We start from the raw sequence: 23,691 nt of genomic DNA, 5'->3' as shown, positions 1-23,691 counted from the left end.
ACCCGTGGTGCGCGACCGGCAGAGCCCGGACCGTGGTGCCCGACCGGCTCGCGTACCGTCGCGACGGTGACCTCGCTGCTGCTGCTGTCCCTCGGCCTCGGTGCCGTCCCCGCGTTCCTCGCCGCGCACGCCCCCACGGGTCGGGCGCTGACGATCGGGTACGTCCCCGACGCCGCCCGCGCGCACCCCGACGCCCCGTACGTCGCGGCCGAGCGGGCGGGCGTCGCCGCGCTCGGGCACGCGCTCGTCGACGTGCGGCTCACGGGGGCCGACCCCCGCGGGGTGGCCTCGGCGCTCGACGGCGTGGACGCGTTGTACGTCGCGGGGGGCAGCACGTTCGCCCTGCTGGACGCGCTGCGGACCTCCGGCGCGGACGCCGTGGTCGCCGAGCGGGTGCGCGCGGGCCTGCCGTACATCGGGTGCAGCGCCGGGTCGGTCGTGGCCGGGCCGAGCATCGAGCCCGTGTCGTTGATGGACGACCCGGCCGACGCGCCCGACCTGACCGACCTGCGCGGGCTCGGCCTGACCGACGCCGTGGTGGTGCCGCACGCCGACGGGAAGCTCCCGCCCTACCCGCTGGACCTGATCGGACGCACCCTGGCCCGGTACGGGCCGGACCACGAGCTGGTGCCGCTCTGCGACGACGAGGCGCTGCTCGTGACCGGGCCGGGGTGGTCGGTGGTCACCTCGGGGTGACGGTGGTCGGGATGTCGGCGGCCTCGACCACGGCGATGCCCCGGACGTGGTGCGGCGGGCGCCGTGTCGCAGGACTGCGACGCCCTCGCGACCGGCTCGCGACCCGTCGCGGCGACCGGTCACCTACGGTGCTGCCATGTCGCACACCGTCCGCGGCCGCGCCGCCCTGGTCGCCGCCTCGCTGCTGCTGCTCACCGCGTGCGGGGCCTCCGGGTCCGACGCCGCCCGGGAGCGCCCCGACCGCGCGCCCGCGCCGACCGAGCGCAGCACCCGCGAGCCCCGCACGACCCCGACGCCCCAGGTCCCGGCCGTCGCCGGGTACGCCCCCGGGGAGATCCCGCCGGTGCCGCTGATCGTGCTCCCCGACCTGTCGATGCTCGACGCGTCGCTCGCCGGGTTCGCGCTCGACGTGGACGCGGCTGTCGGGGACGTGCCCGGCGTGACGGTGACGCCGACGCACTGCGACGCGACCGGGGCCGTCGAGTCCGGTCGGGGAGCGCTGCTCGCGTACGGGGACGGGTCGGGTGTGTTCACCGCCCCCGACGGGTCGGTGGTCAACTACGGCGACGGCTCCGGCACCTACGCCCTCAACGGCACGACCGTGACGGTCTACGGGGACGGGTCCGGCACCTACGCGGCCGGTGGCACCTCCGTCGTCAGCTACGGCGACGGCTCCGGGGTCTACGACGACGGCACGACGCACGTCTACGTGCACACCGACGGCTCCGGCGGCTGGTCGCGCGGGGACCGGTCGGTCGTCAACTACGGCGACGGGTCCGGGGTGTACACCGACGGCGAGGTGCAGGTCGTCAACTACGGGGACGGTTCCGGCGCCTACACGGACGCGGACCTGTCGGTGCAGAACCACGGCGACGGCACGGGTCTGGTGAACGGCGTCCCGGTCGAGGTCGACCCGCTGCCGCAGGTGCCCCGGCTGGGGGCGTTCCCGTCGATGGGGGTGATCGCCCCGGTGCCGTCCTGCGGCGCCACGCTCACGCTCGACTCCGGCGTGCTGTTCGACTTCGGATCCGCCGAGATCCGCCCCGACGCCGACGCGGCGCTCGACGCCCTGGCGACGGCGCTCGCGGGGGTCGCGGCCCCCGCCGGCTCGGTCGAGGGGCACACGGACTCGGTGTCGTCGCCCGCGCTCAACCAGCGGCTGTCCGAGGACCGGGCGCGGGCGGTCGCGGACGCGCTCGCCGACCGCGGCGTCGGCACCGCGTTCGACGTCGTCGGCTACGGCGAGGACCGGCCCGTCGCGCCGAACGAGGTCGACGGCCAGGACAACCCGGCGGGGCGGCAGCTCAACCGGCGCGTGGAGATCCTGCTGCCGGGGGTGACGTCGTGACCACGCGGTGGGGGGCGGTCGCGGCCGCGGGCGTGCTGGGCGTGGCGCTCGCCGGGTGCAGCGTCGAGGTGGTGGACGACGAGCAGCCGAGCGCGCCCGCGACGCAGGACGACGGCGCCCCGGACGGCACGCCGTCGCCCCGGCCGACGACGCCGCGTGACCCGGTGCCCTCGGCGGACCCCGTCGACGGCCCCGACCTGCCCGGGCGCACCGACCTGCGGCCGCTGACCACCGCGCAGACCGCGTGCGCCGGCGGCGAGGCGGGCACCACCCGCGCCACCGAGGCCGTGGAGGTCACCGACGCCTGCGGCACCCTGACGGTCGCCGGCGCCGGGTCGGTGGTCGTCGCGGGCGACGTGACGGACGTCGTCGTCGAGGGCGCCGGGGCGCGGGTCGCGGTCAGCAGCGCCGCGACGGTGACGATCGACGCCGCCGACGTCACCGTGACCTGGGAGTCCGGTACGCCGGTGGTCACCGACCTCGGCGCCGGCAGCACCTACGGGCAGGCGGGCACCCGGTGACCCACCACGACGAGCAGCAGGAGGACCGGCGATGAGCGCGCCGCACCCGTACCACCCCGCCCCGCAGCCGGTCCCGGTCGTGCCCCGGCCGACCAACGTGCTCGCGGTGGTCACGCTGGTCCTCGGCCTCTGCGGGTTCGCCCTGATCCCGGTCGTCACCGGCCACGTCGCGCTGCGGCAGATCCGCGCCCGCGGGGAGGGCGGCAGCGCCGCGGCCGTCGTCGGGCTCGTGCTCGGCTACCTGGCCGTCGCCGGGTACGCGGTCGTGCTGCTGGTGGTCGGCGGGCTCCTGGTCTGGGGCGGGCGGCAGTGACCGACGCCCCGCCCCGGGTGCTGCTCGTCGACGACGAGGAGGCGATCCGCGAGGGGCTGGCCTCGTTCCTCACCCGCAGCGGGCTCGAGGTCGCGACCGCCGCCGACGGGGAGGCAGGGCTCGCCCTGCACGCCACCTGGCACCCCGACATCCTGGTGTGCGACGTGCTGATGCCGCGGCTCGACGGCCGGTCGGTGGTCCGGCGGCTGCGGGCGGCGGGCGACTGGACGCCCGTGGTGCTGCTGACGCAGGTCGGGGAGTCGTCCGAGCGGTCGGCCGCCCTGGAGGAGGGCGCGGACGACTACCTCAACAAGCCCTTCGACCCGCAGGAGCTGCACGCCCGCGTCCGGGCGGTGCTGCGCCGCGCGGTCCCGGGTCAGCCGTCCCTGGCCGCCGCGGAGACGCTGGTCAGCGGCGACCTGGTGCTGGACCGCACCGCCCGGCGGGTCCGGCTCGCGGGCCGGGAGGTGACGCTCACCCCGAAGGCGTCGCTGCTGCTCGACTACCTGATGACCCACCCCGACGAGCTTCACACCCGCGAGCGGCTGCTGCAGGCGCTGTGGGGGTTCGAGCTCGCGGTGAGCAGCCGCGCCGTCGACCACCGGGTCGCGGAGATCCGCCGGGTGCTGGGCGACGACGCCGCCGCGCCCCGGTACGTCGAGACCGTGCCGTCGCTGGGGTACCGGTTCTGCGGCACCGTCCACCGCGGGGCCCGCGCGTGACCGCGTCCGGCCGTCCCGCGCGGGCGGTGCTGCTCGCGCGGACCCCGGTGCTGCTCGCGCTGGCCCCGGCCGTGCTCGGGCTGCTCGCCGCGGCGGTGGTGCTCGCGTCGGGTCGGTCGCTGCGCGTGCTCGTCGGGGCGCCGCTGCCGGTCGTGCTCGGGGGCACCGGGCTGCTGGTGACCGGCGTGCTGCTCGCCGTGGCCACCGCCGGCCGCAGCCGCCGGACCGCCGTCGCCTCCGCGACCGCCGAGGCGGCGCGCGTGGCTCGCGAGGAGGAGCGCGCCGCGCACCGCCGGTTCCTGCTGCGCCTGGACCACGAGATGAAGAACCCGGTGACCGCGCTCCGCGCCGCGCTGCCCGGTGTGGTCCCCGACCCCGCGGACCTCGACCCCGCGCGGGCGCGCGCCCACGACACGCTGCAGCAGCAGACCCTGCGCCTGTCCGGGCTGGTCGCGGAGCTGCGCAAGCTCGCCGAGCTCGAGACCCGCCCGCTCGAGCAGGAGGACGTCGACGTCGCGCAGGTCGTCCACGACGCGGTCGCGGACCTGGGCGACCAGGCCGTCGCGTCGGGGGTGCCGCGGACGATCACCGTCACCCTGCCGCGCGCCCCCTGGCCCCTGCCGCACGTCCGCGGCGACGCGGACCTGCTGTACCTCGCGGTCTACAACCTGCTGGCGAACGCGCTGAAGTTCTCCCCGGCCGACTCGCCGGTGGAGGTGCGGGGCACGGACGACGACGGGGTGGTGGTCGTCGAGGTCGCCGACTCCGGCACCGGCATCCCCGAGCACGAGATCGAGGGGGTGTTCGACGAGCTCGCGCGCGGCGAGCAGGCCCGCGGCACGCCCGGGTCGGGGCTCGGGCTCGCGCTCGTCCGGGTGGTCGCGCACCGGCACGGCGGCACGGTCGTCCTGCGCTCGCGACCGGGCCAGGGCACGAGCGCCCGCCTCCGCCTCCCGTCAACCTGACCCCCCGCCGCCCCCCGCCCCCGCCCGCCCCCGCCGCTGCGCGCCTCTGCTCGCCGAGGGCGTACGCGACACCACGAGGGCGCATGAGATGGCGTACGCCCTCGTGGTGTCGCATGCGCCCTCGGTGAGCAGGCCTGCGGGCACGCTCAGGGGCCAGCGCGCGGCTGCGGCGGGCGGCGGTCTGACCCCGCGCCGGAGCCGCACGTGGCAGCCTGGACCGGGTGACGACCTTCGACGTGGAGACCGACGAGGCCGACGAGCCCCGCACCGACCAGCACGCCGACCACGGCCGGCGCCGACGGGCCCTCGTGGCCGGGCTGGTGGTCGTGGTGCCCGTGCTCGCGGTGGTCGCCGTGCTCGGGATCCGGGCGGCGGACACCACGGAGGCAGACCTCGTGGCCGCCGAGGCCGCGGTGAGCGCCGCTGCCGAGCAGCGCGTCGCGCCCGGGCAGGGGGTCGGTTTCGGCGGCGGCGCGGCGGGGCCGGGTGAGGTGCTGACCGGATCGTCCAGCGTGGCGCCGGAGTCAGGCGTGCTCGCCGTGGGGGTGGTGTGCGCGTCGGTCGACGCGGGTCCCGTGCACGTCGCGGTGCGGTCGCTCGGCGAGACGGTCGCGGAGACGGCCGCCGACTGCTCCGACGTCGCCGACCGCGACGCGCCGCCCGCGGTGACCGAGCTGCCGGGCGTGGAGATCACCGGCCGGTGGTCGGTCGAGGTGACGAGCGAGACCCGGGCGGTGGTCACGGTCGTCGCCTCCTGAGGCCCGGCTCCCGGGTCAGGGGGTGCGGGCGGCGAGGGCGCGGTAGAGCCACGCGGTCGCGGTGAACGTGATCGGGTACGTCGCCGCGACGCCGACCCCGCAGACCAGGCCGCCCACCCAGTTCACGCCGATCGTCGCGAGCAGCAGCAGCGCGACGGTCCCGACGTGCTGCCACGCCAGCCGGAACCCCTCGCGGACGGCTGCGACCGGCCGGACCCCCCGGTCGACAGCGAGGTACACGGCGAGCTGCCCGAGCACCATGACAGCGAGCCCGGGGAGGTAGAAGACCAGGCTCCCGACCGCGCCCAGGGCGGTGACCAGCAGCGACGTGGCGAACGACCGGCCGAGCCCGTGGCCCCGGTAGAGCTCGCGCGCCGTCGGCACCCGGCCGTCGACGAGCAGCAGCCCGAACCTGGCTCCGAGCACCTGGAGCCCCGCGCCCAGGACCGCGACCAGCACGAACAGGACCGCGAGCCACACGATCGCGCCGGTCGGGAACCCGAGCGCGGTGCCGGTGTACGTGCCGGGAGGTGTCGCGGCCAGCGCCTCCTCCTGCAGGCGGACGGCCTCGACGAAGCCCACCACGACCGGGACGTAGATCGCACCGACCGCCCCGAGGAACACCAGGACCGGGCCGAGGAACAGCAGGACCGCGCGTCCCCACACCGGCTGCACCGCGGTCCAGCCGAACCGCAGCGCGTCCCCGACCCCCGGGGCGGAGGGCGCGGGCGGACCCCAGCCGGGACCGGGCGGGTACGGCGGGCCGGGCGGGTACGTCACGGAGGTCTCCTCGGGGGTCGGCGGCGCGCGGCCGGCTACGCGGGACCGTACCGCGAGGTCAGGCCGGGCGTCCGGCGCCCGGTGCCGGCACCGGGCTCGCCGGTCGGGGTCGGGGTCGCCGGCCGTGGGTGAGGACGGGCACCGGCCGCCGGGTGGACGGTGGGGAGGGCACGACGACGTGCGACGAGGCGACGGGGGACGACCGTGGACGACCTGCTCGGTGCGCTGAACGGCGAGGATCGTGACCTGGTCCGGGAGACCGAGCCGGACCGGATGGCCGTGTTGGACGAGGACCAGCTGATCCGCGGCTGCACTCCCGGGTCCGGCGCGCCCGCAAGAAGCACCAGAAGAACTACCGGCGGCAGGCGTCCGCCGGGGTCGCGGAGCACGGCGGTCGGGGTGCGTCCCGTCCGAAGAACGCGCGGGCCGCGCAGAAGGCCGAGGTGTTCGAGGACGCGTTGTCCCGGGTGAGCGGGCTGCTGGAGACGCGCGCGCGGGAGGCCGCCGACGCGCTGCGTGTCGACCGGCTCGCGGCCGCGCGCGCCCACCGGTCCACGGGCCCGGACGACCCGGGCGCCGGGGGCCCGGGGGCGACCGGCGTCGGGCAGGGGGGCGGCCCGGGACCACGCCGGGACGACCGGCGGAGCGAAGCGGGACGCGTCGTCCCAGGCGCAGGGCGCGCGACGTCAGGCGAAGCGCGACAGCCGGTGAACCCGTCCACCCGCCGCTCCGGGGTCAGGTCGCGCGGGGGCCGGTGGAGCCGCGGGGGACCAGGCGGCAGGGGACGACCTCGGTGCCCGACCGGCCGCGGCCCTCGATGGCGTCGAACAGCAGGGCCGCGGCCCGGCGCCCGACCTCCTCGAGGTGCATGTCGACGGACGTCAGCGGCGGGCGGGCGCTGAGCGCGAGGGTCTCCCAGTTGTCGTGCCCGGTGACCGCGACGTCCTCCGGGACGCGGCGGCCGGCCTCCCGGAGGGTGTCGAGGACGCCCCGGGCGATGTGGTCGCTGCCGCACGCGATGGCGTCGACGTCGGGGTGCTGGTCGAGGACGAGCGCCGCCGCGGTGCGGCCCCACTCCTCGGTCCACGCCCCGTAGCGGTCCTCGCCGAGCGGCGTGACGCCGGCGTCGTCCAGCGCGGCGCGCACCCCGGCGGCCCGGTCGTGCGCGGCGCCGTACGAGGGGTCGCCGGTGACGACCGCGATCCGGCGGCGCCCGCAGGCCAGCAGGTGCTCGGCGACGAGCCGGCCGCCGAGCACGTTGTCCGAGACGACCGACATGTCGGCGGGGTCCTGCGAGGGGGCGTAGGCGTACACGACCGGGACGGGCAGGGTGCCGAGCGACGGCCGGGGGTCGGGGCGGGCGCCCACGATCATCAGCCCGTCGACCCGCCGCCCGAGCAGCGCCTGCACGTGGTACTGCTCCCGCAGGGCGTCGCCGCGCGCGTCGCAGAGCAGCACCGACGTCTTGCCCGTGCCGGCGGCGTCCTCGGCGCCCATCAGGGTCGGGATCGAGAACCGGCCCTCGAGGTCGTGCGTGACCAGGCCGATCGTGCCGGACCGGCCGCTCAGCAGGTGCCGGGCCAGCACGTTCGGGGAGAACTGCAGCTGCTCGGCGGCGGACAGCACGCGCTCGCGGGTCTCCGCGCGGACCTGCTGCCGACCGTTGAGCGACTTGGACGCCGTGGCCACGGAGACGCCGGCCAGCCGGGCGACGTCGGCCAGCGTGACGGCCCGGCGCGGGGCCCCCGGTGCGGTCGTCATGCCGGCGATCGTACACACATCACGTTTCGGTGCACCCCCTTGCCAACGGGTAGGAACTGCCGCTACGTTCCCCGAAAAGGGTTTCGGCAGAACCTCAGCGCGGCCCCGCCCGGGCGCCCCGCACAGCTTCGACGGCGAAGTTCACGAGGAGAGCACGATGATCAACCGCACCTTCCGATCGCGCGGGTTCCGCCCGGTCGCCACCCTGGCCGTCGCCGGCCTCGCGCTGGCCGGGCTGGCCGCCTGCGGGTCCGGGTCCGACGGGGACGCCGGCGCCGCGCTGGAGTCCGCCGGCCCCGACGGGGTGGACGACGGCACGACGCTGACGATGTGGACCCGCGCGCCGCTGGAGCGCCAGGCCACCACCCTCGTCGAGGCGTACAACGCGTCGCACGAGAACCAGGTCGAGCTCGAGATCATCCCCAACGACGACATGGAGGGGAAGGTCGGCGGCGCCGCGACCAACGACGAGCTGCCCGACCTGCTGGCCGGCGACGTCGTCCGGCTGCCCTACTGGGTGGCGAACGGGCTGTTCACCGACCTGACCGAGCAGATCGACGGCCTGGAGTTCAAGGACGACATCACCCGCGGCCACCTCGACGCGGGCACCGACCCCGACGGTGCGATGCACACGCTGCCGTTCGTCGAGGACATCTCCGTCCTGGTCTGGAACAAGGACCTGTACCGCGAGGCCGGCCTCGACCCCGAGGCGGGGCCGACGAACCTGGCCGAGCTCCAGGAGCAGGCCGAGGCGGTCGCGGCGCTGGGCAAGCCCGGCGTCTCCGGCACGTACTACGGCGGCAACTGCGGCGGCTGCGGCGTCTTCACCTGGTTCCCGACCATGTGGGCGTCGGGCGACGAGGTGCTGTCCGAGGACGGGAAGACCGCCCAGGTCGCGTCCGACTCGGCGAAGGCGCTCTACGAGATGTACTACGAGCTCAACCAGGCCGGCGCGGTCGGCGCGGGCTCGAAGGAGGAGACCGGCGCGACGTGGACGGCCCCGTTCTCGAACGGCCAGGTCGGCGTCATGCCGTACCCGAACACCGCGGTCTACGCCGCGGTCGAGGCCGGGATCGACGTCGGGGTCACGGGCATCCCCGGCGTCGACGGCGGGCAGTCGACGTTCCTCGGCGGTGACGCGCTCGGCATCTCGAAGGACTCCGACTCCGTCGCCCAGGCGTGGAACTTCCTGTCCTGGATGATGTCGGAGGAGACGCAGCTCGAGGTCATCGCGAAGAACGGCGAGGTCCCCGGACGCAACTCCCTGCTCGACAACGTGTACGCGCAGGAGGACCCGCTCGCGCTGACGATGAACCAGATCGCCGAGTCCGGCCGCACCCCGGTGGCGGAGTTCTTCTCCGAGGCGTTCAACGCGTCCGGCAGCCCGTGGGTGACGCTGATGCGCAACGCCACGTTCGAGGGCACCGACACCGTCGAGGCGGACAACGACGCGATCACCGAGGTGCTGGGCCAGTGACCGTCGCCACCCACGGCCGCGCGGGACGGGTCGCCAGCCCGTCCCGCGCGGGCACGGCACAGCGCCGACGCCGGTCCGCCCGCTCCCGCGGCGCTCTCCAGGGCTGGCTGTACGCGACCCCCACCGCCGTCCTCGTGCTCGTCCTGTTCGTGGTCCCGCTGGTGCTGGTCGTGCTGATGTCGGGCTCCGACTGGTCGCTGCTCGGCGGCCGGCAGGGCACGAACTTCCCGGAGAACTTCGGCGCCGTCCTCGACCACCGGATGTTCTGGCCGTCCGTGCGGTTCACGCTGCTCTACACGGTGATCGCCACGGTGCTGCTGATCGGGCTCGGCCTGGGGCTGGCGCTGCTGGTGCAGGAGAGCTCGCGCTGGCGCGGGTTCCTGCGCACCGCGTTCCTGCTGCCGACCGCGCTCGGCCTGGCGTCGGCGTCGCTCCTCTTCTACGCGCTGTACTCGCCGCAGGTCGGCCCCGTGTCGGGCTGGCTCGCGCGGCTCGGCGTCGGCAGCGGGCAGGTCAACGTCCTCGGCTCCGCGGACGGCGCGCTGTGGGGGACGGTGGCGCTGGTCGTCTGGCGGTTCGCCGGGTTCTACATGCTGCTGCTGCTCGTCGGGCTGCAGGGCATCCCGCACGAGGTGTACGAGGCCGCCCGCCTGGACGGCGCCCGCACCCTCCAGGTGTTCCGCCGGATCACGCTGCCGCTGCTCAAGCCGTCCCTGGCCCTCGCGACGATCATGTGCGTCACCGGCTCGATCCTGGCGTTCGACCAGTTCTACATCCTCACCAAGGGCGGCCCGGACGGCTCGACCATGACCGTCGTCCAGCTGATCTACAACCTGGCGTTCGAGTCCAAGCGGGACCTCGGCATGGCCGCCGCGCTGTCGGTGATCGTGCTGCTGGCCCTGGTGGTCGTGAACGTCGTCCAGCTCAAGGCGCTGCGGCGCTCGCCCGAGGAGTGACCCCCGTGACCGGCATCTCCCGCGTCCTCGGACGCACCCCGTTCTACGTCCTCACCGGCGGCCTGGCCATCCTGTTCCTGTTCCCGATGATCTGGACGACCGCGTCGTCCGTGTCCCCCCAGCCGGGGTCGGCGCAGGTCGACGGGTTCGGGTTCGGCAACTACGCCACGCTCGCGTCGTACCAGGCCGGCGTCGGCACCTACCTGGGCAACTCGCTCGGCATCACCGCCACGGCCGTGGTCGTGACCCTGGTGGTCGCGACGCTCGGCGGCTACGCGTTCGCGCGGTTCCGGTTCCCCGGCAAGGACGCCCTGTTCCTGCTGGTCCTGTCGATCCTCATGGTCCCGTACGCGACCCTGCTGATCCCGCTGGTGATCTGGCTGAAGGACCTCGGCCTGTCCAACACGCTCGTCGGCGTCGGGCTGGTGCTCGCGGTGTTCCAGCTGCCGTTCGCGATGTTCATGATGCGGATCTCGTTCGAGTCCGTGCCCCGCGAGCTCGAGGAGGCGGCCCTGGTCGACGGCTGCGGGTCGTTCGGCGCGCTGCGCCGCGTGATGCTGCCGGCCGTGAAGCCCGGGCTCATCACGATCGGGCTGTTCGCGTTCCTCGCCGCGTGGAACGACTTCATGGTCCCCCTGTACCTGGTGGGCGGCGACAACCAGCCGCTGCCGCTGGCGCTGGTCAACATGCGCCAGCAGGTGATGGGGGTCATCGACTACGGCGCCACGCAGGCCGGCGTCGTCGTCCTCACCGTCCCGTGCGTCCTGCTGTTCCTGGTCCTCCAGCGGCACTACGTGAACGGGTTCATGTCGGGAGCGCTGAAGGGATGACCAGCTCCGTGCACACCTCCACCACCACCCCCGTGACCCCCGTGGTGCCGTCCACCGGCGCCCTGCGACCCCTCGGCCTCGACGAGGTCGTGCTGACCGGTGGCTTCTGGGCCGACCGGCAGCGCGTCAACGGCGCCGCGACCATCCCGCACTGCGACCACTGGGAGACCCGGGTCGGCTGGATCGACAACTTCGACCGTGCGCTCGACGGCACGCTCGCCGAGCACCGCACCGGGCGCGAGTTCTCCGACTCCGACGTCTACAAGATGATCGAGGCGATGGCGTGGGAGGTCGGCCGCACCGGCGACCACGTGCTCGAGGCCCGGATCGCCGAGCTCACCGCGCAGATCGGCGCCGTCCAGGAGCCCGACGGGTACCTCAACACCCGGTTCGGGCGACCCGGTCAGCCGCCGCGGTGGTCCGACCTGGCCTGGGGGCACGAGCTGTACTGCGTCGGCCACCTGGTGCAGGCCGCCGTCGCGCGGCTGCGGACCGGCCACGACGACGAGCTCGTGGCGATCGCCCGGCGCGCCGCCGACCAGGTCTGCGCCGAGTTCGGGCCGGACGGCCGGGACGCCGTCTGCGGGCACCCGGAGATCGAGGTCGCCCTCGTCGAGCTGGCCCGCGCCACCGGCGAGCGCCGGTACCTCGACCAGGCCGCGCTGTTCGTCGAGCGCCGCGGCCGGGGCACCCTGCCGGACATCGAGCTCGGCCGGGAGTACTACCAGGACGACGTGCCGGTCCGGGACGCCGAGGTGCTGCGCGGGCACGCCGTCCGCGCGCTGTACCTGACGGCCGCGGCGGTGGACGTCGCCGTCGAGACCGGGGACGCCGGGCTGCTCGCCGCGGCCCGCGCGCAGTACGAGCGGACGCTCGCCCGGCGGACCTACCTGACCGGCGGGATGGGCGCGCACCACCAGGACGAGGCCTACGGCGACGACTTCGAGCTGCCGCCCGACCGCGCGTACTGCGAGACGTGCGCGGGCGTCGGCTCGGTGATGGTCGCCTGGCGGCTGCTGCTCGCGACCGGCGAGGCCGCGTGGGGCGACGTCGTCGAGCGCTCCCTCTACAACGTGGTCGCGACGTCGCCGGCGCAGGACGGCCGGGCGTTCTTCTACACGAACCCCCTGCACAAGCGAGTCCCCGGCGAGACCGCCGCGGACGACGAGGTCAGCAAGCGGGCGCTGTCCCGGCTGCGCGCCCCGTGGTTCGAGGTGTCCTGCTGCCCGACCAACGTGGCCCGCACGCTCGCGGCGCTCGGCGGGTACGTCGCCGCGGTGTCCGACGACGCGCTGCACGTGCAGCAGTACGCGCCCGCGCGGATCCGCACCCGGCTCGGTGACGGCCGGTCGGTGGGGATCGACGTCGAGACCGGCTACCCGGTGGACGGCGACGTGCGGGTCCGGGTCGTCGACGCGCCCGCGGGGGAGTGGACCCTGGCGCTGCGGGTGCCCGCGTGGGCGGCCGACGGCGCGACCGTCGACGGCGAGCCCGCGGTCGTCGACGCCGGCGAGGTCCGGGTCCGGCGCGCGTTCGCCGCGGGCGACGAGGTGCGGCTGGTGCTGCCGGTCGCCCCGCGGGTCACAGCGGCGGACGCGCGGATCGACGCCGTGCGGGGCTCCGTCGCGGTCGAGCGCGGGCCGGTCGTGCTGTGCGCCGAGTCCGTCGACCTGCCCGGCGGGGCGGACGTGGCCGGCCTGCGGGTCGACGCCGACGTGGCCGTGCGGGCCGACGGGGACGGTGCGCGGCTGACCGGCCGGCTCGTGCCGGCCGCCGACGCCGACTGGCCCTACGGCGTGCCCGGACCCGACGGTGAACCCGTGCCGGTCGACCTCCGGCTCGTCCCGTACCACTCCTGGGCCAACCGCGGCCCGAGCACGATGCGGGTCTGGCTCCCCACGACCTGACCCCCCGAACCGGCCGCCGCCCCCCGCTGCCGACGGGGGACGGCGGCCACCCACCTGATCACCCTGCCGAGTGGACGGTTCCTGCCCGACACGCCCGGCGAGTCGAGCAGGAACCTTCCACTCCGGGAGCTGCCGCGGGTCAGGCCCCGGGGGTCGGGTCCGCCGTGGTGCGGTGGGTGGGGTGGGGGTGGGTGCGCTCGAGCGAGGCCCCCTCCACGTCCACGTCCGGGAGGACCCGGTCGAGCCAGCGCGGGATCCACCACGCCGACTTCCCGGCCAGGTGCATGACGGCCGGGATCAGCAGCATGCGGACCACGAACGCGTCGAGCAGCACGCCGAACGCCAGACCGAAGCCGAGCGGACGGATGATCGCGGACTCCGCGAACACGAACCCGGAGAACACGGCCGCCATGATGATCGCCGCCGCGGTGACGACGACCCGGCCCGCGTGCAGGCCGCGCCGGACGGCGACCCGGGCGTCGACCCCGTGGGCGAACGCCTCGCGCATCCCCGAGACCAGGAACAGCTGGTAGTCCATCGCGAGGCCGAACAGCACGCCGGTGACGATGATCGGCAGGAAGCTCAGCACCGGCCCGGCGTCGTGGACGCCGAACACGGACCCGAGCCAGCCCCACTGGTAGATCGCGACGACGCCGCCGAGGCCCGCGAACAGCGACAGGACGAACCCGAGCGTCGCGGTGACCGGCACGAAGATCGACCGGAACACGAGGATCAGGATGAGCAGCGACAGCCCGACGACGATGCCGAGGTAGCCGGGCAGCGCGTTCGACAGCTTCTCCGACACGTCGATGTTCGCGCTCGTGGACCCGGCGACGCCGAGCCGCACGTCGCCGTCGAGCGGCGAGGCGTCCCGCAGGTCGCGGACCAGCTGCTCGGTGCTCTCGCTGGTGGGGCCGTCGGTCGGCACCACCTGGAACGCGAGGACCGTGCCGGCCTCGTTGGCGCCGATGGGGGCGACCGCCGCGACGTCGTCGAACGCCGCGAGCGCGGTGCCGATCCGGACCTGCTCGCCGACGACCTCGTCCTCGGCGACGGCCTCGGGCAGGTCGGCGACGACCAGCAGCGGGCCGTTGACGCCCGCGCCGAACTTGTCGGCGGTGATCGTGTACGCCTGGTACTGCGAGGACTCCTCCGGCTCCGACGCGCCGGTGGGCAGGCCGAGCCGCATGGACAGCGCCGGGACGGCGATGACGAGCAGCGCGGCGAGGCCGGCGACGAGGGTGAGCACGGCCCGCGAGGTGCGCATCGGCGTGGTGGGGACCGGCTCCGGCTCCTCGTGGCCGATCAGCGCCCGCTGCTTCTTCGGCAGCACGCGCAGCCCGATCCGGGACAGCAGCGCGGGGGTCAGCGTGATCGCGAGGCTGACCGCCACGAGGATGCAGAACGCGCCGACGGTGCCCATCAGGCCGAGGAACGGGATGCCCGTGACGTTGAGCGCGAGCAGCGCGACGAACACGGTCGCCCCGGCGAACACGACGGCGTTGCCCGCGGTGCCGTTGGCCAGGCCGATGGACTCCTCGAGCTCGACCCCGTCGCGCAGCTGGCGGCGGTGCCGGTTGAGGATGAACAGCGAGTAGTCGATGCCGACCGCCAGGCCGAGCATGATGCCGAGCACCGGGGTGACCGACAGCATGTCGACGGCGCCGGACAGCGCGAGCGACGCGACCGCGCCGATGGCGACGCCGACCAGGGCGGAGAAGATCGGCAGGGCCGCGGCGACCGCGGTGCCGAGCATGACGAGCAGCACGATGCCGGCGACCACGACGCCGATGACCTCGCCCGGGCCGAGCACGCTCGGGACGCCCTGGGTGAGGTCGTTGGACAGCTCGACGGAGGCGCCGGCCAGGTCCGCGTCCTCGAGCGACGCGACGACGGCGTCCTTGGTCTCGGTGCTGACCTCGAACTGCGACTCGGCGAACGAGACGTTGCCGATCGCGGCGGACTCGTCCGGCGAGAGGGTCCGCAGCCCGCCGGCGAGCTCGAGCAGGGCGGCGCCGTCCTCGAGCTGCGTGGACTGCGCCTCGAGCTCGGCGCGACCCGCGTCCGCGGCCTGCTGCTGGGCGTCGAGCTCGGCCTGCGCGGCGTCGAGCTGCGGCTGGGCCTGCGCGAGCGCCCCCGCGGCCTCGGCCTGGGCGCGCTGCTGGTCGAGCTGCGCCTGACCGGCGTCGAGCTGGGCCTGGCCCTGCTCGAGCTGCGCCTCGCCCGCGGCGATCTGCTCGCGGCCCGCGTCGATCTGCGCCTGCTGCTCGGCGAGGCCCGCGGTGGTCTGGAACGGGTCGATCACGCCCGCGACGCCGTCGATGTCGGTGAGGTCGGCGAGCGCGGCGCTGATCGCGGCCCGCTGCTCGTCGGTGAACGCCTCGTCGCCGCCGGTGTGGAAGACCACCGTGCCGCTGCCGCCGCTCGCGGCGGGGAACTGCTCGCGGAGCTGGTCGGTGACCTTCTCGGTCGCGGTGCCGGGGATGGTGACGGCCGAGGTGAGGGTGCCGCCGAACGCGAGGTACGCGGCGACCGCGAGCCCGAGCACGACCACCCAGGCCGTGACGACGGTCCAGGCGCGGCGGGCGGAGAAGCGCCCGAGTCGGTAGAGGAGTCCTGCCATGATCCCTGTTCTCTCGGTGGTGGTGGGAGTGCGGGGCGTCAGTGCTCCGGCATGTACCCGGCTCGGACGCTGCGGATGAGCCGGTCGACGAGGGCGTCCCACGCGTCGCGCGCACCGGGCGCCGCGGGGTCGGTGGTGGTGACCCAGTGCATCGCGATGACGGCGACGCCGTGCACCAGGGACGAGACGAGCAGCTGGACGTCGAGCGCCTCGGCCGCGGGGTGCCGCCGGACGAGCTCGCTCGACAGGTGGTCGGCGACGCGGGAGAACGCCTCCTGGGCGAGGGCCTGCGCGCGGGGGTCGTTCCCCTCGGCGATCGGCGCGAGCACGCCGGCGAGGTAGGTGATCGCGGCGGGCAGGTCGGCGCCGCGCAGGGTCAGCGCGAGCTCGTCGAACATCGACGCCCGGCTCCCGTCGCCCACGGGGGTGGCGCTGGCGACGGCCTGCACCTCGTGGATCACGTCGCCCAGCCGCTCGGTGCAGATGGTCAGGGTGACGTCGTCCAGCGACCCGAAGTGGTTGAACACGGTGCGGCGGGAGACGTCGGCGCGCTCGGCGAGCTCGTCGACGCTGAACTGCGAGCCGCCGCGCTCGCGGACCAGCGCGTCGGCGGCGTCGAGGATCGCGCGACGGGAGCGCGCCTTGAGCGCCGCCCGCCGGTCGGTCGATCCAGGGTCGAGTGTCACGCGGAGGACCGTAGGCAGATGGGTGCACTCGGTGCAACCGTGCACCGGGTGCAAACCGGGCAGGTGTGGCTCAGGTCACCAGACCCGCGCGGTGCGCGACCGCCGCCGCCTCGAGCCGCGTCCGGCAGCCGAGCTTCGCGAGCACCCGGCTGACGTGCGTCTTCGCCGTGGTCTCCGAGACGGTCAGGGCGTCGGCGAGCTGCTGGTTCGACCGGCCCTCGCCGAGCAGCACGAGCACCTCGCGCTCGCGGGCGGTCAGCTGGTCCAGCCCCGCGGGTGCGTCCGCCGGCCCGGGCGCGACCGGTGCCGTCGCCGTCATGCCCGCCAGCACCCGGCGGGTCACCTCGGGCGCGAGCACGCCGTCGCCCGCGGCGACCCGGCGGACCGCGTCCACCAGCTCCGCGGCCCCGACCGACTTGAGCAGGAACCCGACCGCCCCGGCGCGCAGCACCCCGAAGAGGTACTCGTCGAGGTCGAACGTGGTCAGCGCCACGACCTGCGCCGTGCCCTCGGCGACGATCCGCCGGGTCGCCTCGATGCCGTCCGTCCCGGGCATCCGGATGTCCATCAGCACGACGTCGGGCCGCAGCGCCCGCGCGTTCGCGACCGCCGCCGCGCCGTCGGCCGCCTCGCCGACCACGGTGACGCCGTCGGCCTGCTCCAGCATCAGCCGCAGCCCCGTGCGGATCGCCCCGTGGTCGTCGGCCAGCAGCACCCGGACCGTCACGCCGTCACCTCCCCGGCCACCGGCAGCACCGCGAGCACGCGCCACCGGTCGCCGTCCGGGCCGGCGGTCAGGGTGCCGCCGAGCGAGCGGGCCCGCTCGGCCATCGTGACCAGGCCGGTCGCGGAGCCGAGCGCCGGCCCGGGGAGCCCGGGCGGGCCGGGGTCGGGACCGGGGTCGCCCAGCGAGCTCAGCGCGCTCAGCACCTCCACCTCCAGCGCCGCGCCCACCCCGGCCACCCGCACGTCGACCCGCCCACCGGCCGGGCCGTGCGCGGCGGCGTTCGTCAGCGCCTCGTGCGCGATCCGGTACGCGGCGTGGTCGACCACGGCCGGCAGCGGGGGGCGCCCCCCGTCGGTCACCCGGACGTCGAGGCCCCGGTCCCGGGCGGTCCCCACGAGGTCGTCCAGGCGGTCGAGGCCGCCCGCCGCTGGGGTGTCCGCGCCGCCGGTGCCCCCGCCGCGCAGCACCAGGATCATCGACCGCATCTCCGCGAGCGACGCCACCGACTCCGCCCGGACCGCCGCGAGCGCGGCCCGGTCCCGCGCGGTCTCCGGCGGTGCGGACAGGGCGGCCTCCGCGTGGATCGCGATGGCCGACAGCCGGCTCGCCACGACGTCGTGCAGGTCGCGGGCCATCGCGGCGCGCTCCTCACGCAGGGCGGCGCCGCGGTCGAGGTCGGCGATCCGCTGCACGTCCACCACGTGCGCGCGCGCCAGGTCCGCCTGCTCCCGCTCGAGCGTCGCGCGCCGCGCCTCGGACGCGGCCAGCTCCGTGCGGCTGCGCACGTCCGACCCCCACCACAGCGGCGTGACCAGCAGTGCGACCGCCTGCAGCAGCGCCGCCAGCACCTCCCGCAGCCCGCCGCCGAGCAGCGCCGCCGCGACCGGGGCGGCGACCGTCAGCGCGACGACCACGGCGACCAGCGCGCGCCGCGCCCGCGGGGCGAGCACCACCGCCGCGGTGTACAGCGCGTCGACCAGCGCGAGCAGCAGGCCGAGGCTCCCGCCCACCACCACGGACCCGAGCGTCGCGGCCGTCACCACCGCGAGCGTCGCCGCGGGGTGCCGGCGCTTGACCGCCAGCGCCACGCAGCCCGCGAGCAGCAGCCCGGCGTGCAGGGCCGTCGCGGCGGGTCCGCGCAGCGGTGCGTCCCCGGTCGTGCTGATGCCCGCGGCGTGCAGCAGCAGTCCGACGAGCAGGTAGGCCAGCGCGACCCCGCGGTCGTCGAGGCGGGGCCACCGGGTCGGCCGCGGCAGGCGGGTGGGCATGCCGACATCCCAGCACGGGCCGGGCGTCGGCGGGTCCTCCGGACGGAGGACGCGCCCGACGCAGATCGTGCGGACGGCCGACGACGCCGACCCCCCGCCGCCGCGACGGTGGGCGCATGGACGCCATCCGCGAGAACCCGGTCGCTGCCCTCGTCGTCGCCTGCGAGATCGCCTTCTGGGTGTTCCTGGCCGCCGCCGTCGTCGCCCGCTACGTGCTGCGCCTGCGGCGGACGTCGACGGTGCTGCTGCTGTGCGAGCCCCTGCTGGAGGTGGTGCTGCTGGTCGCGACCGTCGGCGACCTGCTGCGGGGCAGCGAGGCCACCTGGACGCACGGGCTCGCGGCGCTGTACCTCGGGTTCACGGTGGCGTTCGGCAAGCGGACCGTGCACGCCGTCGACGCGTGGGTGGCGCACCGGTTCTTCGGCGGTCCCGCCCCGGTCCGGGTCCCGAAGCACGGACCGGTGCGGGTCCGGCACGAGTGGGCGCTGTGGCTGCGGGTGCTGCTGGCCTGGGTGGTCGCGTGGGCGGTGCTCGGCGTCCTGCTGCTGGTCGCGCAGGGGTCGGGCGACGCCGCCGCCCAGCAGCAGGAGGTGCTGCTCGGCTGGGGCGCGCGGGCGACGGTCGTGCTCGTGGGGTGGCTGGTGTTCGGGCCGGTGTGGGAGATGCTCACGCCCCGCGGGTCGCAGGACCGCGCCGACGCTCAGGGGGTCACGGCGAACCGCCCCTGAGCGCCGCGCTCGGCGTCGCCCATCACGTGCGAGACGAACGGGTACGTGCCCGCCTCGGGGAACGTCAGCTCCACGAACCCGCCCTCGGCGGGCTGCAGCGCGAGCACCTGCGCCCCGCCGGTCCCGGTGGACCCGCCGTCGCGCAGGACCCAGTCGCCCTCGCGGAACACCGTGTCGAACTGCCCGCCCACCACGTGGAACGACGACGCGCGGTTCGGCCCCGCGTCGAGCACCCACACCCGGACCCGCTCGCCGACGGCGGCCTCGAGCGGGCGGTCGCGGTACTGCCAGGCGTAGCCGTTGAACGCCAGCAGGTCGGGCTGCTGCGCGGCGACCTCCGCCTCGTCCGCGGGACCGCCCTGCGCGCCGAGGTAGAGCTCCTGCTGCACCAGCACGTACTCCCGGTCGACCTCCGGCAGCCCCGGCGGGTCGATCACGACCGCGCCGGTCATCCCGTTGGCGATGTGCAGGCTCATCGGCATGGTCGAGCAGTGGTACATCCACACCCCCGACCGCTCGGCGGTGAACGTGTACGTGAGCGTCTCCCCGGGCGGGATCGTCCGCATGACGTCGTCCGGCGCCAGCGCACCGGCGTGGAAGTCGATCGAGTGGCCGATCGTGCCGTCGTTGACCAGGGTGATGACGAACGTGTCCCCGACCCGCCCGTGCAGCACCGGACCGGGAGCGGTGCCGCCGAACGTCCAGGCGGTGCGGGTCACGCCGGGCGCCACCTCCTGCACCGTCTCGGTGACCGCCAGCGTGACGCGGTGGGTCGTGCCCGGGCCCACCGGGGGCAGGGCCGCGTCCCGGGCCTCGAAGCCGGCGTCCGGCGTCGCCACCGGGTCCACGAGGGCGGCCGCGTCGGGGGCGGCCGCCGTGCCGTCCTCGCCGTGGTGCATCCCGGCGTGGTCGTCGGGCGCTGCCGCGGTCCCGTCGCCGCCCGGTGCGGCGCCCGCCGGTGCGTCCCCGGCCGGCGGGGCGCCGGTGACGACGACGTCGAGCGTCATCCCCATCAGCCGGTGCCCGGCGACCGAGCACCAGCCCGCGAGGTCCGCGCCGACCACGCCCACGTCGACGACCGCTCGGCCCCCGGGCGCCAGCCGGCCCGACGTCGCGCCGCCGTCGAGCACCAGGTCGTGGACGGTGCCGTCGGTGTTCGTGACCTCCAGGACCAGGCGGTCGCCCGCCGGGACCTCGATGCGGGACGGGACGAACGTCATCTCCCGGGCCTCGACCGCGACCGTCGTCGTGCGGCCCGTCGCCCCCACGTCGGCACCCGCGCCGGCGACCGGACCGGTCAGCCCCGCGGCGGTCGGGTCGGCGGCCACACCGAGGGCGACGACCAGCAGCAGCGCGCCGACCCCGGCGGTGGCGGCGCCGCGGTGCCGGGCGCGGACGACGGCGGGGGGCTCGGGCGCGGGCGGCGCGGGCGGCGCGGCGGGCGTGGGTGGCGCGGGTGGCGTCGCTGCCGCGGTCGCCGCCCCGCGGTCCCGGCTCGCGCGCACCGCGCGGACGGCCAGCACCAGGAACCACCCGGCCGCCGCGAGCCCGAGCAGCGACACCCCGACGCGCACCACGCTCGGCGCGGGGGTCACGAACACCAGCAGCGCGCCGTTCAGCAGCACGCAGCGCAGGACGGCGGACCGGTCCAGCTCGGCGGCCGTCCGGCGCGACACCGCGGGTCCGCCGCCGAGCACGACCGGCAGCAGGGCGGACAGCGCGCCGCCCAGCACCTGCGCCGCGAACCCGACGACCAGCGCCGGCACCAGGCCCGTCAGGCGGGGCACCGCCTCGGCCCACGACCCGGCGGCCACGACCACCGCCGCGAAGGCCGCCGTCGTGCCCGCCCACCAGGCCACCGACGCGGCCAGGCTCCACGCCGCGAACGTGCGCGGGGGCGCCGTGCGGGCCTGCTGGACGAGCACGCGCGCGACCAGGCCGGTGCCGACCAGCCCGACCGCCGCACCGACGGCCACGACCGGGCGCAGGTCCACGGCGGCGGCCAGGGCGATCAGCACCGGCCCGGCGGCCAGCAGGGGCAGCGCGCGGCGGGCGTCCCGCTCGGCGCCCGCGACGATCCGGGCGTGCAGCACCGTCGGCCAGAGCACGGCGAGCGTCCCGGCGACGGTCACCGCGACCCAGCCCAGCAGCGTGAGCGCGAGGTGCGCGACGTACCAGCGCGCGTAGCCCTGGGGCCCCGGCTCGAGACGGGCGAGCACCACGCCGCACGCGACACCGGGCACCAGCAGCACCCCGGCGACCAGGTAGTAGCGGACCAGGTGCAGGAACCGGCCGGGCAGGGCGCCGCGCCGCTGCCGGACGATGCCGACCGTCTGGGCGACCGCCGCCCCGGCGACGCCGACCGCCCCGGCCACCACGGCCGGCGTGCTCCCGGCCACGACCCCGCCGACCACCAGCAGCGTGCCGGCGGTGTGCACGCCGAGCCGCACCGCGAGGGCCCGCGGGCCGGCAGGGCGGCGCAGCAACGTGTCCGCGAAGTGCTGGCTCCACACCAGGATCGCGGTGCTCACCCCGCCGAGCAGCAGCAGGTGCACCATCAGCCACCCGGCGTCGGGCAGCGCCCGGTGGGCCACCGCGACCACCGCCGCCGCGGCCAGCCACGCCAGGACCAGCAGATTGGCGCGCAGGTGCCGGTCGGCGCGCCTCACGCGGGGCTCCCGACCGGTGCCGGTTCCCGCGGCGTCCGCGCCCGCACGGGTCCGCGCACCGCGGAGCCGACGGCGACGACCACGAACAGCAGCAGCGCGACGACGTTCCCCACGCCGCCGACCTGCACCGCCACGTCGACGCCGCGCGCGTCCCCGACCAGCACCCGCAGCAGCAGGGTCGCGTGCAGCAGGGCGAGCGGTGCGTACATCACGGGGCGGTACGGCAGCGGTCGGCGCAGCACCGCGGGCAGGATCACCGGGGCGTGGGCCATGATCATCGACAGCACGAACCCGAGGAACACGCAGTGCAGCACGGCGTCGTACGCCGCGCCGGACAGCACCGGGCCGTGCACCAGCCACACCGCGCCGGCGACGGCCAGCCACGCGTACCCGCCGAGCATCGCCCCGGCCATGAACCGTGGCAGCCCCGTGCCGCGGACCGTCCGCCGGGCGACGTCGTACCGGGCGAGCACCGCCACCAGGGCGAGCAGCACCGCGCCCAGCAGGGTCCAGCCCGTGCCGGGGTGCAGCAGGGCGACCGTGCTCGCGACCGCCCAGCCGAGCGACAGCCCCCAGACGGCGGTCTCGACGTGCGCCGACGGGTTGCCGACCCGGAGCAGCTCCAGCCGCTCGCCGACGACGGTCAGCACGAGGAACCCGGCGAGCGTCGGCACCAGGTGCGGCACGGGGACGCCGGCGAGCCAGAGCACCGCCGCCGCGAGCCCGTGCACCGCGCCGAGCACCTGCACCGCGAGGGCCGCCGCGGGCTGCCGCCGCCACGCGACCCCGTAGACGGCGATCAGGAGCGCGGCGCCTGTGACCAGCGCCCCCTGCCCGGCCGCGAGCGGGAGCGGGCCGAGCAGCGCCAGGCCGCCCAGTCCCAGCAGCGCCGGCGACGCGAGCGCCCAGGCGCGCCGGGCGGCGACGGCGCGCTCCAGCGCCACCAGCGTCCCGACGAACCCCAGGACCATCAGCGGCCCGTGCACGTCGGCCCAGCGGTCGTCCGCGACGGGCGCGCCGAGCCCGAGGCGCAGCAGGGCGGCGTCCAGCCCGGCCAGCAGCGCGAGGCCGCCCGGGACGAGCAGGACGACGTGGCGTGGGACCGGGGTCCCGGGATTATTCACGCTTCGAGGGTATTTAATCGGAAGGGCAGCACGGCAGGGACCTCGGTCCCGACCCCGACCCCGACGGCAGAGAGGCAGGCGCGCATGACCACCGGACCCGCGCGCGGCGGACGCCCGCCGCTGCGCCCACGTGCGGCCGTCGCCAGCAGCCGGCTCGAGGTGCTGCACCTGCTCCGGACCGAGGGCGCGACGACGGTGCAGGCGCTCGCGGCCCGCACCGGCCTGCACGGCAACACCCTGCGCGGCCACCTCGACCACCTCGTCGCCGACGGTCTCGCCAGCCGCGAGCCCGAGCAGCGCGCGGTCCGCGGCCGGCCGCGGACCGTCTACCGGGCTGCGACCGACGCCGGCCCGGACGGCCCCGGGACCGGTCTCGACCCCGGCCCCGCGCGCGGGCTCGACGAGGCGGCGGCGCGCGCCGGGCTCACCCGGCTGCTGCTGGCCGCGTACGGCACCCCGGCGGACGACGTCGCCGCCGCGGCCGTCGCGGCGGGGGAGCGGATGCTGGACGTCCTGCCCGGCCCGGTCGCCCGTGCGGCCTCCGCCGCGCAGGCCGCCGCGCAGGCCCAGCGGAGCGCCCTGCACGCGCACCTCGACCGACTCGGCTTCGACCCCGAGCCGGACGCCGACGGGGCCACCGTCCGGCTCTGGCGGTGCCCGTTCCTCGACCTGGCCCGCGCGCGCCCCGAGGTCGTGTGCGCCGTGCACCTCGGCCTCGCGCGCGGTGTGCTCGACCGGGTCGGCGGGCCCGTGCGCGCCGACCGGCTCGTCCCGTTCGCGGGGCCCCGGCGGTGCGACCTGCACCTCGTCGAGGCGTCCTGACCCGCACGCC

General features: G+C 76.2%; 21 protein-coding genes. 13 read left to right on the top strand and 8 right to left on the bottom strand.

The window, feature by feature from the left end; translation table 11 throughout:
• The first annotated feature begins 66 nt into the window (after positions 1–66).
• The 7 genes from ACFVXN_RS11575 (at position 67) to ACFVXN_RS11545 (ending at position 5,323) form a co-directional block, all read left to right on the top strand.
• Positions 67–696, top strand: coding sequence for a Type 1 glutamine amidotransferase-like domain-containing protein (locus ACFVXN_RS11575; RefSeq protein ID WP_389232027.1), 630 nt, complete (start codon positions 67–69; stop codon positions 694–696).
• 136 nt (positions 697–832) lie between these two features.
• A complete protein-coding gene (locus tag ACFVXN_RS11570; RefSeq protein ID WP_389232024.1) occupies positions 833–2,044 on the top strand; it encodes an OmpA family protein in 1,212 nt (403 codons plus the stop codon).
• The gene (locus ACFVXN_RS11565) at positions 2,041–2,565 is read left to right on the top strand and encodes a DUF3060 domain-containing protein (RefSeq protein WP_389232021.1); all 525 of its coding nucleotides are present in this window, start codon (positions 2,041–2,043) and stop codon (positions 2,563–2,565) included. Before ACFVXN_RS11570 ends, ACFVXN_RS11565 begins: the two co-directional genes overlap by 4 nt.
• 31 nt (positions 2,566–2,596) lie before the next feature.
• Complete coding sequence (locus ACFVXN_RS11560) at positions 2,597–2,878, top strand: DUF4190 domain-containing protein (protein ID WP_389232019.1); 282 nt, start codon at positions 2,597–2,599, stop codon at positions 2,876–2,878.
• Positions 2,875–3,600 (top strand): response regulator transcription factor, encoded by a 726-nt coding sequence (locus tag ACFVXN_RS11555; protein WP_389232017.1) that lies wholly within the window; start codon positions 2,875–2,877, stop codon positions 3,598–3,600. The genes ACFVXN_RS11560 and ACFVXN_RS11555 overlap by 4 nt, the downstream gene beginning before the upstream one ends.
• A complete protein-coding gene (locus ACFVXN_RS11550) occupies positions 3,597–4,565 on the top strand; it encodes a sensor histidine kinase (RefSeq protein WP_389232014.1) in 969 nt (322 codons plus the stop codon). Before ACFVXN_RS11555 ends, ACFVXN_RS11550 begins: the two co-directional genes overlap by 4 nt.
• A gap of 221 nt (positions 4,566–4,786) precedes the next feature.
• Positions 4,787–5,323 carry a hypothetical protein gene (locus ACFVXN_RS11545; RefSeq protein ID WP_389232011.1) on the top strand — a complete coding sequence of 179 codons (537 nt, stop codon included), beginning with the start codon at positions 4,787–4,789 and terminating at the stop codon, positions 5,321–5,323.
• Positions 5,324–5,338: 15 nt separating this feature from the next.
• Here ACFVXN_RS11545 and ACFVXN_RS11540 read toward each other — a convergent pair whose 3' ends face one another.
• Together ACFVXN_RS11540 and ACFVXN_RS11535 are read right to left on the bottom strand one after the other, a co-directional pair.
• Entirely contained in the window at positions 5,339–6,103 is a 765-nt protein-coding gene (locus ACFVXN_RS11540; protein ID WP_389232008.1) for a hypothetical protein, read from the bottom strand.
• A 735-nt stretch (positions 6,104–6,838) separates the two neighbouring features.
• Positions 6,839–7,864 carry a LacI family DNA-binding transcriptional regulator gene (locus tag ACFVXN_RS11535; protein WP_389232005.1) on the bottom strand — a complete coding sequence of 342 codons (1,026 nt, stop codon included), beginning with the start codon at positions 7,862–7,864 and terminating at the stop codon, positions 6,839–6,841.
• 157 nt (positions 7,865–8,021) lie between these two features.
• On the opposite strand from ACFVXN_RS11535, the gene ACFVXN_RS11530 reads away from it, so the two are divergent.
• From ACFVXN_RS11530 to ACFVXN_RS11515, 4 genes are read left to right on the top strand one after another with little or no spacing between them, the layout of a single operon-like run.
• Positions 8,022–9,341, top strand: a complete 1,320-nt coding sequence (locus tag ACFVXN_RS11530) for an ABC transporter substrate-binding protein (protein WP_389232002.1) — start codon at positions 8,022–8,024, stop codon at positions 9,339–9,341.
• A complete protein-coding gene (locus ACFVXN_RS11525) occupies positions 9,338–10,297 on the top strand; it encodes a carbohydrate ABC transporter permease (protein ID WP_389231999.1) in 960 nt (319 codons plus the stop codon). Before ACFVXN_RS11530 ends, ACFVXN_RS11525 begins: the two co-directional genes overlap by 4 nt.
• Positions 10,298–10,302: 5 nt before the next feature.
• Positions 10,303–11,127, top strand: coding sequence for a carbohydrate ABC transporter permease (locus ACFVXN_RS11520; protein WP_389231996.1), 825 nt, complete (start codon positions 10,303–10,305; stop codon positions 11,125–11,127).
• Positions 11,124–13,034: a glycoside hydrolase family 127 protein gene (locus tag ACFVXN_RS11515; RefSeq protein WP_389231993.1), complete on the top strand. Its 1,911-nt coding sequence runs from the start codon at positions 11,124–11,126 to the stop codon at positions 13,032–13,034. The genes ACFVXN_RS11520 and ACFVXN_RS11515 overlap by 4 nt, the downstream gene beginning before the upstream one ends.
• A 139-nt stretch (positions 13,035–13,173) precedes the next feature.
• Here ACFVXN_RS11515 and ACFVXN_RS11510 read toward each other — a convergent pair whose 3' ends face one another.
• The 4 genes from ACFVXN_RS11510 to ACFVXN_RS11495 form a co-directional block, all read right to left on the bottom strand.
• Positions 13,174–15,657 carry an MMPL family transporter gene (locus ACFVXN_RS11510; RefSeq protein WP_389231990.1) on the bottom strand — a complete coding sequence of 828 codons (2,484 nt, stop codon included), beginning with the start codon at positions 15,655–15,657 and terminating at the stop codon, positions 13,174–13,176.
• 38 nt (positions 15,658–15,695) lie between these two features.
• Positions 15,696–16,343 (bottom strand): TetR/AcrR family transcriptional regulator, encoded by a 648-nt coding sequence (locus ACFVXN_RS11505; RefSeq protein ID WP_389231987.1) that lies wholly within the window; start codon positions 16,341–16,343, stop codon positions 15,696–15,698.
• 70 nt (positions 16,344–16,413) lie between these two features.
• Positions 16,414–17,070 carry a response regulator gene (locus tag ACFVXN_RS11500; protein ID WP_389231984.1) on the bottom strand — a complete coding sequence of 219 codons (657 nt, stop codon included), beginning with the start codon at positions 17,068–17,070 and terminating at the stop codon, positions 16,414–16,416.
• The gene (locus tag ACFVXN_RS11495) at positions 17,067–18,338 is read right to left on the bottom strand and encodes a sensor histidine kinase (protein ID WP_389231981.1); all 1,272 of its coding nucleotides are present in this window, start codon (positions 18,336–18,338) and stop codon (positions 17,067–17,069) included. The genes ACFVXN_RS11500 and ACFVXN_RS11495 overlap by 4 nt, the downstream gene beginning before the upstream one ends.
• Positions 18,339–18,454: 116 nt before the next feature.
• On the opposite strand from ACFVXN_RS11495, the gene ACFVXN_RS11490 reads away from it, so the two are divergent.
• Positions 18,455–19,066: a hypothetical protein gene (locus ACFVXN_RS11490; protein ID WP_389231979.1), complete on the top strand. Its 612-nt coding sequence runs from the start codon at positions 18,455–18,457 to the stop codon at positions 19,064–19,066.
• Here ACFVXN_RS11490 and ACFVXN_RS11485 read toward each other — a convergent pair.
• Together ACFVXN_RS11485 and ACFVXN_RS11480 are read right to left on the bottom strand one after the other, a co-directional pair.
• Positions 19,039–21,735: a multicopper oxidase domain-containing protein gene (locus tag ACFVXN_RS11485; protein ID WP_389231976.1), complete on the bottom strand. Its 2,697-nt coding sequence runs from the start codon at positions 21,733–21,735 to the stop codon at positions 19,039–19,041. The two genes, ACFVXN_RS11490 and ACFVXN_RS11485, sit on opposite strands and share 28 nt — an antisense overlap.
• Positions 21,732–22,859 (bottom strand): hypothetical protein, encoded by a 1,128-nt coding sequence (locus ACFVXN_RS11480; RefSeq protein WP_389231973.1) that lies wholly within the window; start codon positions 22,857–22,859, stop codon positions 21,732–21,734. Before ACFVXN_RS11480 ends, ACFVXN_RS11485 begins: the two co-directional genes overlap by 4 nt.
• 84 nt (positions 22,860–22,943) lie before the next feature.
• Between ACFVXN_RS11480 and ACFVXN_RS11475 the strand changes: the two genes are divergently transcribed.
• The gene (locus ACFVXN_RS11475; protein WP_389231970.1) at positions 22,944–23,681 is read left to right on the top strand and encodes a helix-turn-helix transcriptional regulator; all 738 of its coding nucleotides are present in this window, start codon (positions 22,944–22,946) and stop codon (positions 23,679–23,681) included.
• Positions 23,682–23,691: the final 10 nt, after the last annotated feature.

Source organism: Cellulomonas sp. NPDC058312 (assembly GCF_042880135.1).
In the GTDB taxonomy this organism is placed as follows: Bacteria; Actinomycetota; Actinomycetes; order Actinomycetales; family Cellulomonadaceae; genus Cellulomonas.
The sequence above is the reverse complement of the archived record's forward strand: the minus strand, read 5'-3'. Positions and strand labels throughout refer to the sequence as shown.

What these genes read in the sequence shown, in the direction of transcription:
- ACFVXN_RS11535 (WP_389232005.1), bottom strand. Translation starts at nt 7,864, where the DNA reads ATGACGACCGCACCGGGGGCCCCGCGCCGGGCCGTCACGCTGGCCGAC.
- ACFVXN_RS11495 (WP_389231981.1), bottom strand. Translation starts at nt 18,338, where the DNA reads ATGCCCACCCGCCTGCCGCGGCCGACCCGGTGGCCCCGCCTCGACGAC.
- ACFVXN_RS11560 (WP_389232019.1), top strand. Translation starts at nt 2,597, where the DNA reads ATGAGCGCGCCGCACCCGTACCACCCCGCCCCGCAGCCGGTCCCGGTC.
- ACFVXN_RS11475 (WP_389231970.1), top strand. Translation starts at nt 22,944, where the DNA reads ATGACCACCGGACCCGCGCGCGGCGGACGCCCGCCGCTGCGCCCACGT.
- ACFVXN_RS11570 (WP_389232024.1), top strand. Translation starts at nt 833, where the DNA reads ATGTCGCACACCGTCCGCGGCCGCGCCGCCCTGGTCGCCGCCTCGCTG.
- ACFVXN_RS11510 (WP_389231990.1), bottom strand. Translation starts at nt 15,657, where the DNA reads ATGGCAGGACTCCTCTACCGACTCGGGCGCTTCTCCGCCCGCCGCGCC.
- ACFVXN_RS11530 (WP_389232002.1), top strand. Translation starts at nt 8,022, where the DNA reads ATGATCAACCGCACCTTCCGATCGCGCGGGTTCCGCCCGGTCGCCACC.
- ACFVXN_RS11490 (WP_389231979.1), top strand. Translation starts at nt 18,455, where the DNA reads ATGGACGCCATCCGCGAGAACCCGGTCGCTGCCCTCGTCGTCGCCTGC.
- ACFVXN_RS11515 (WP_389231993.1), top strand. Translation starts at nt 11,124, where the DNA reads ATGACCAGCTCCGTGCACACCTCCACCACCACCCCCGTGACCCCCGTG.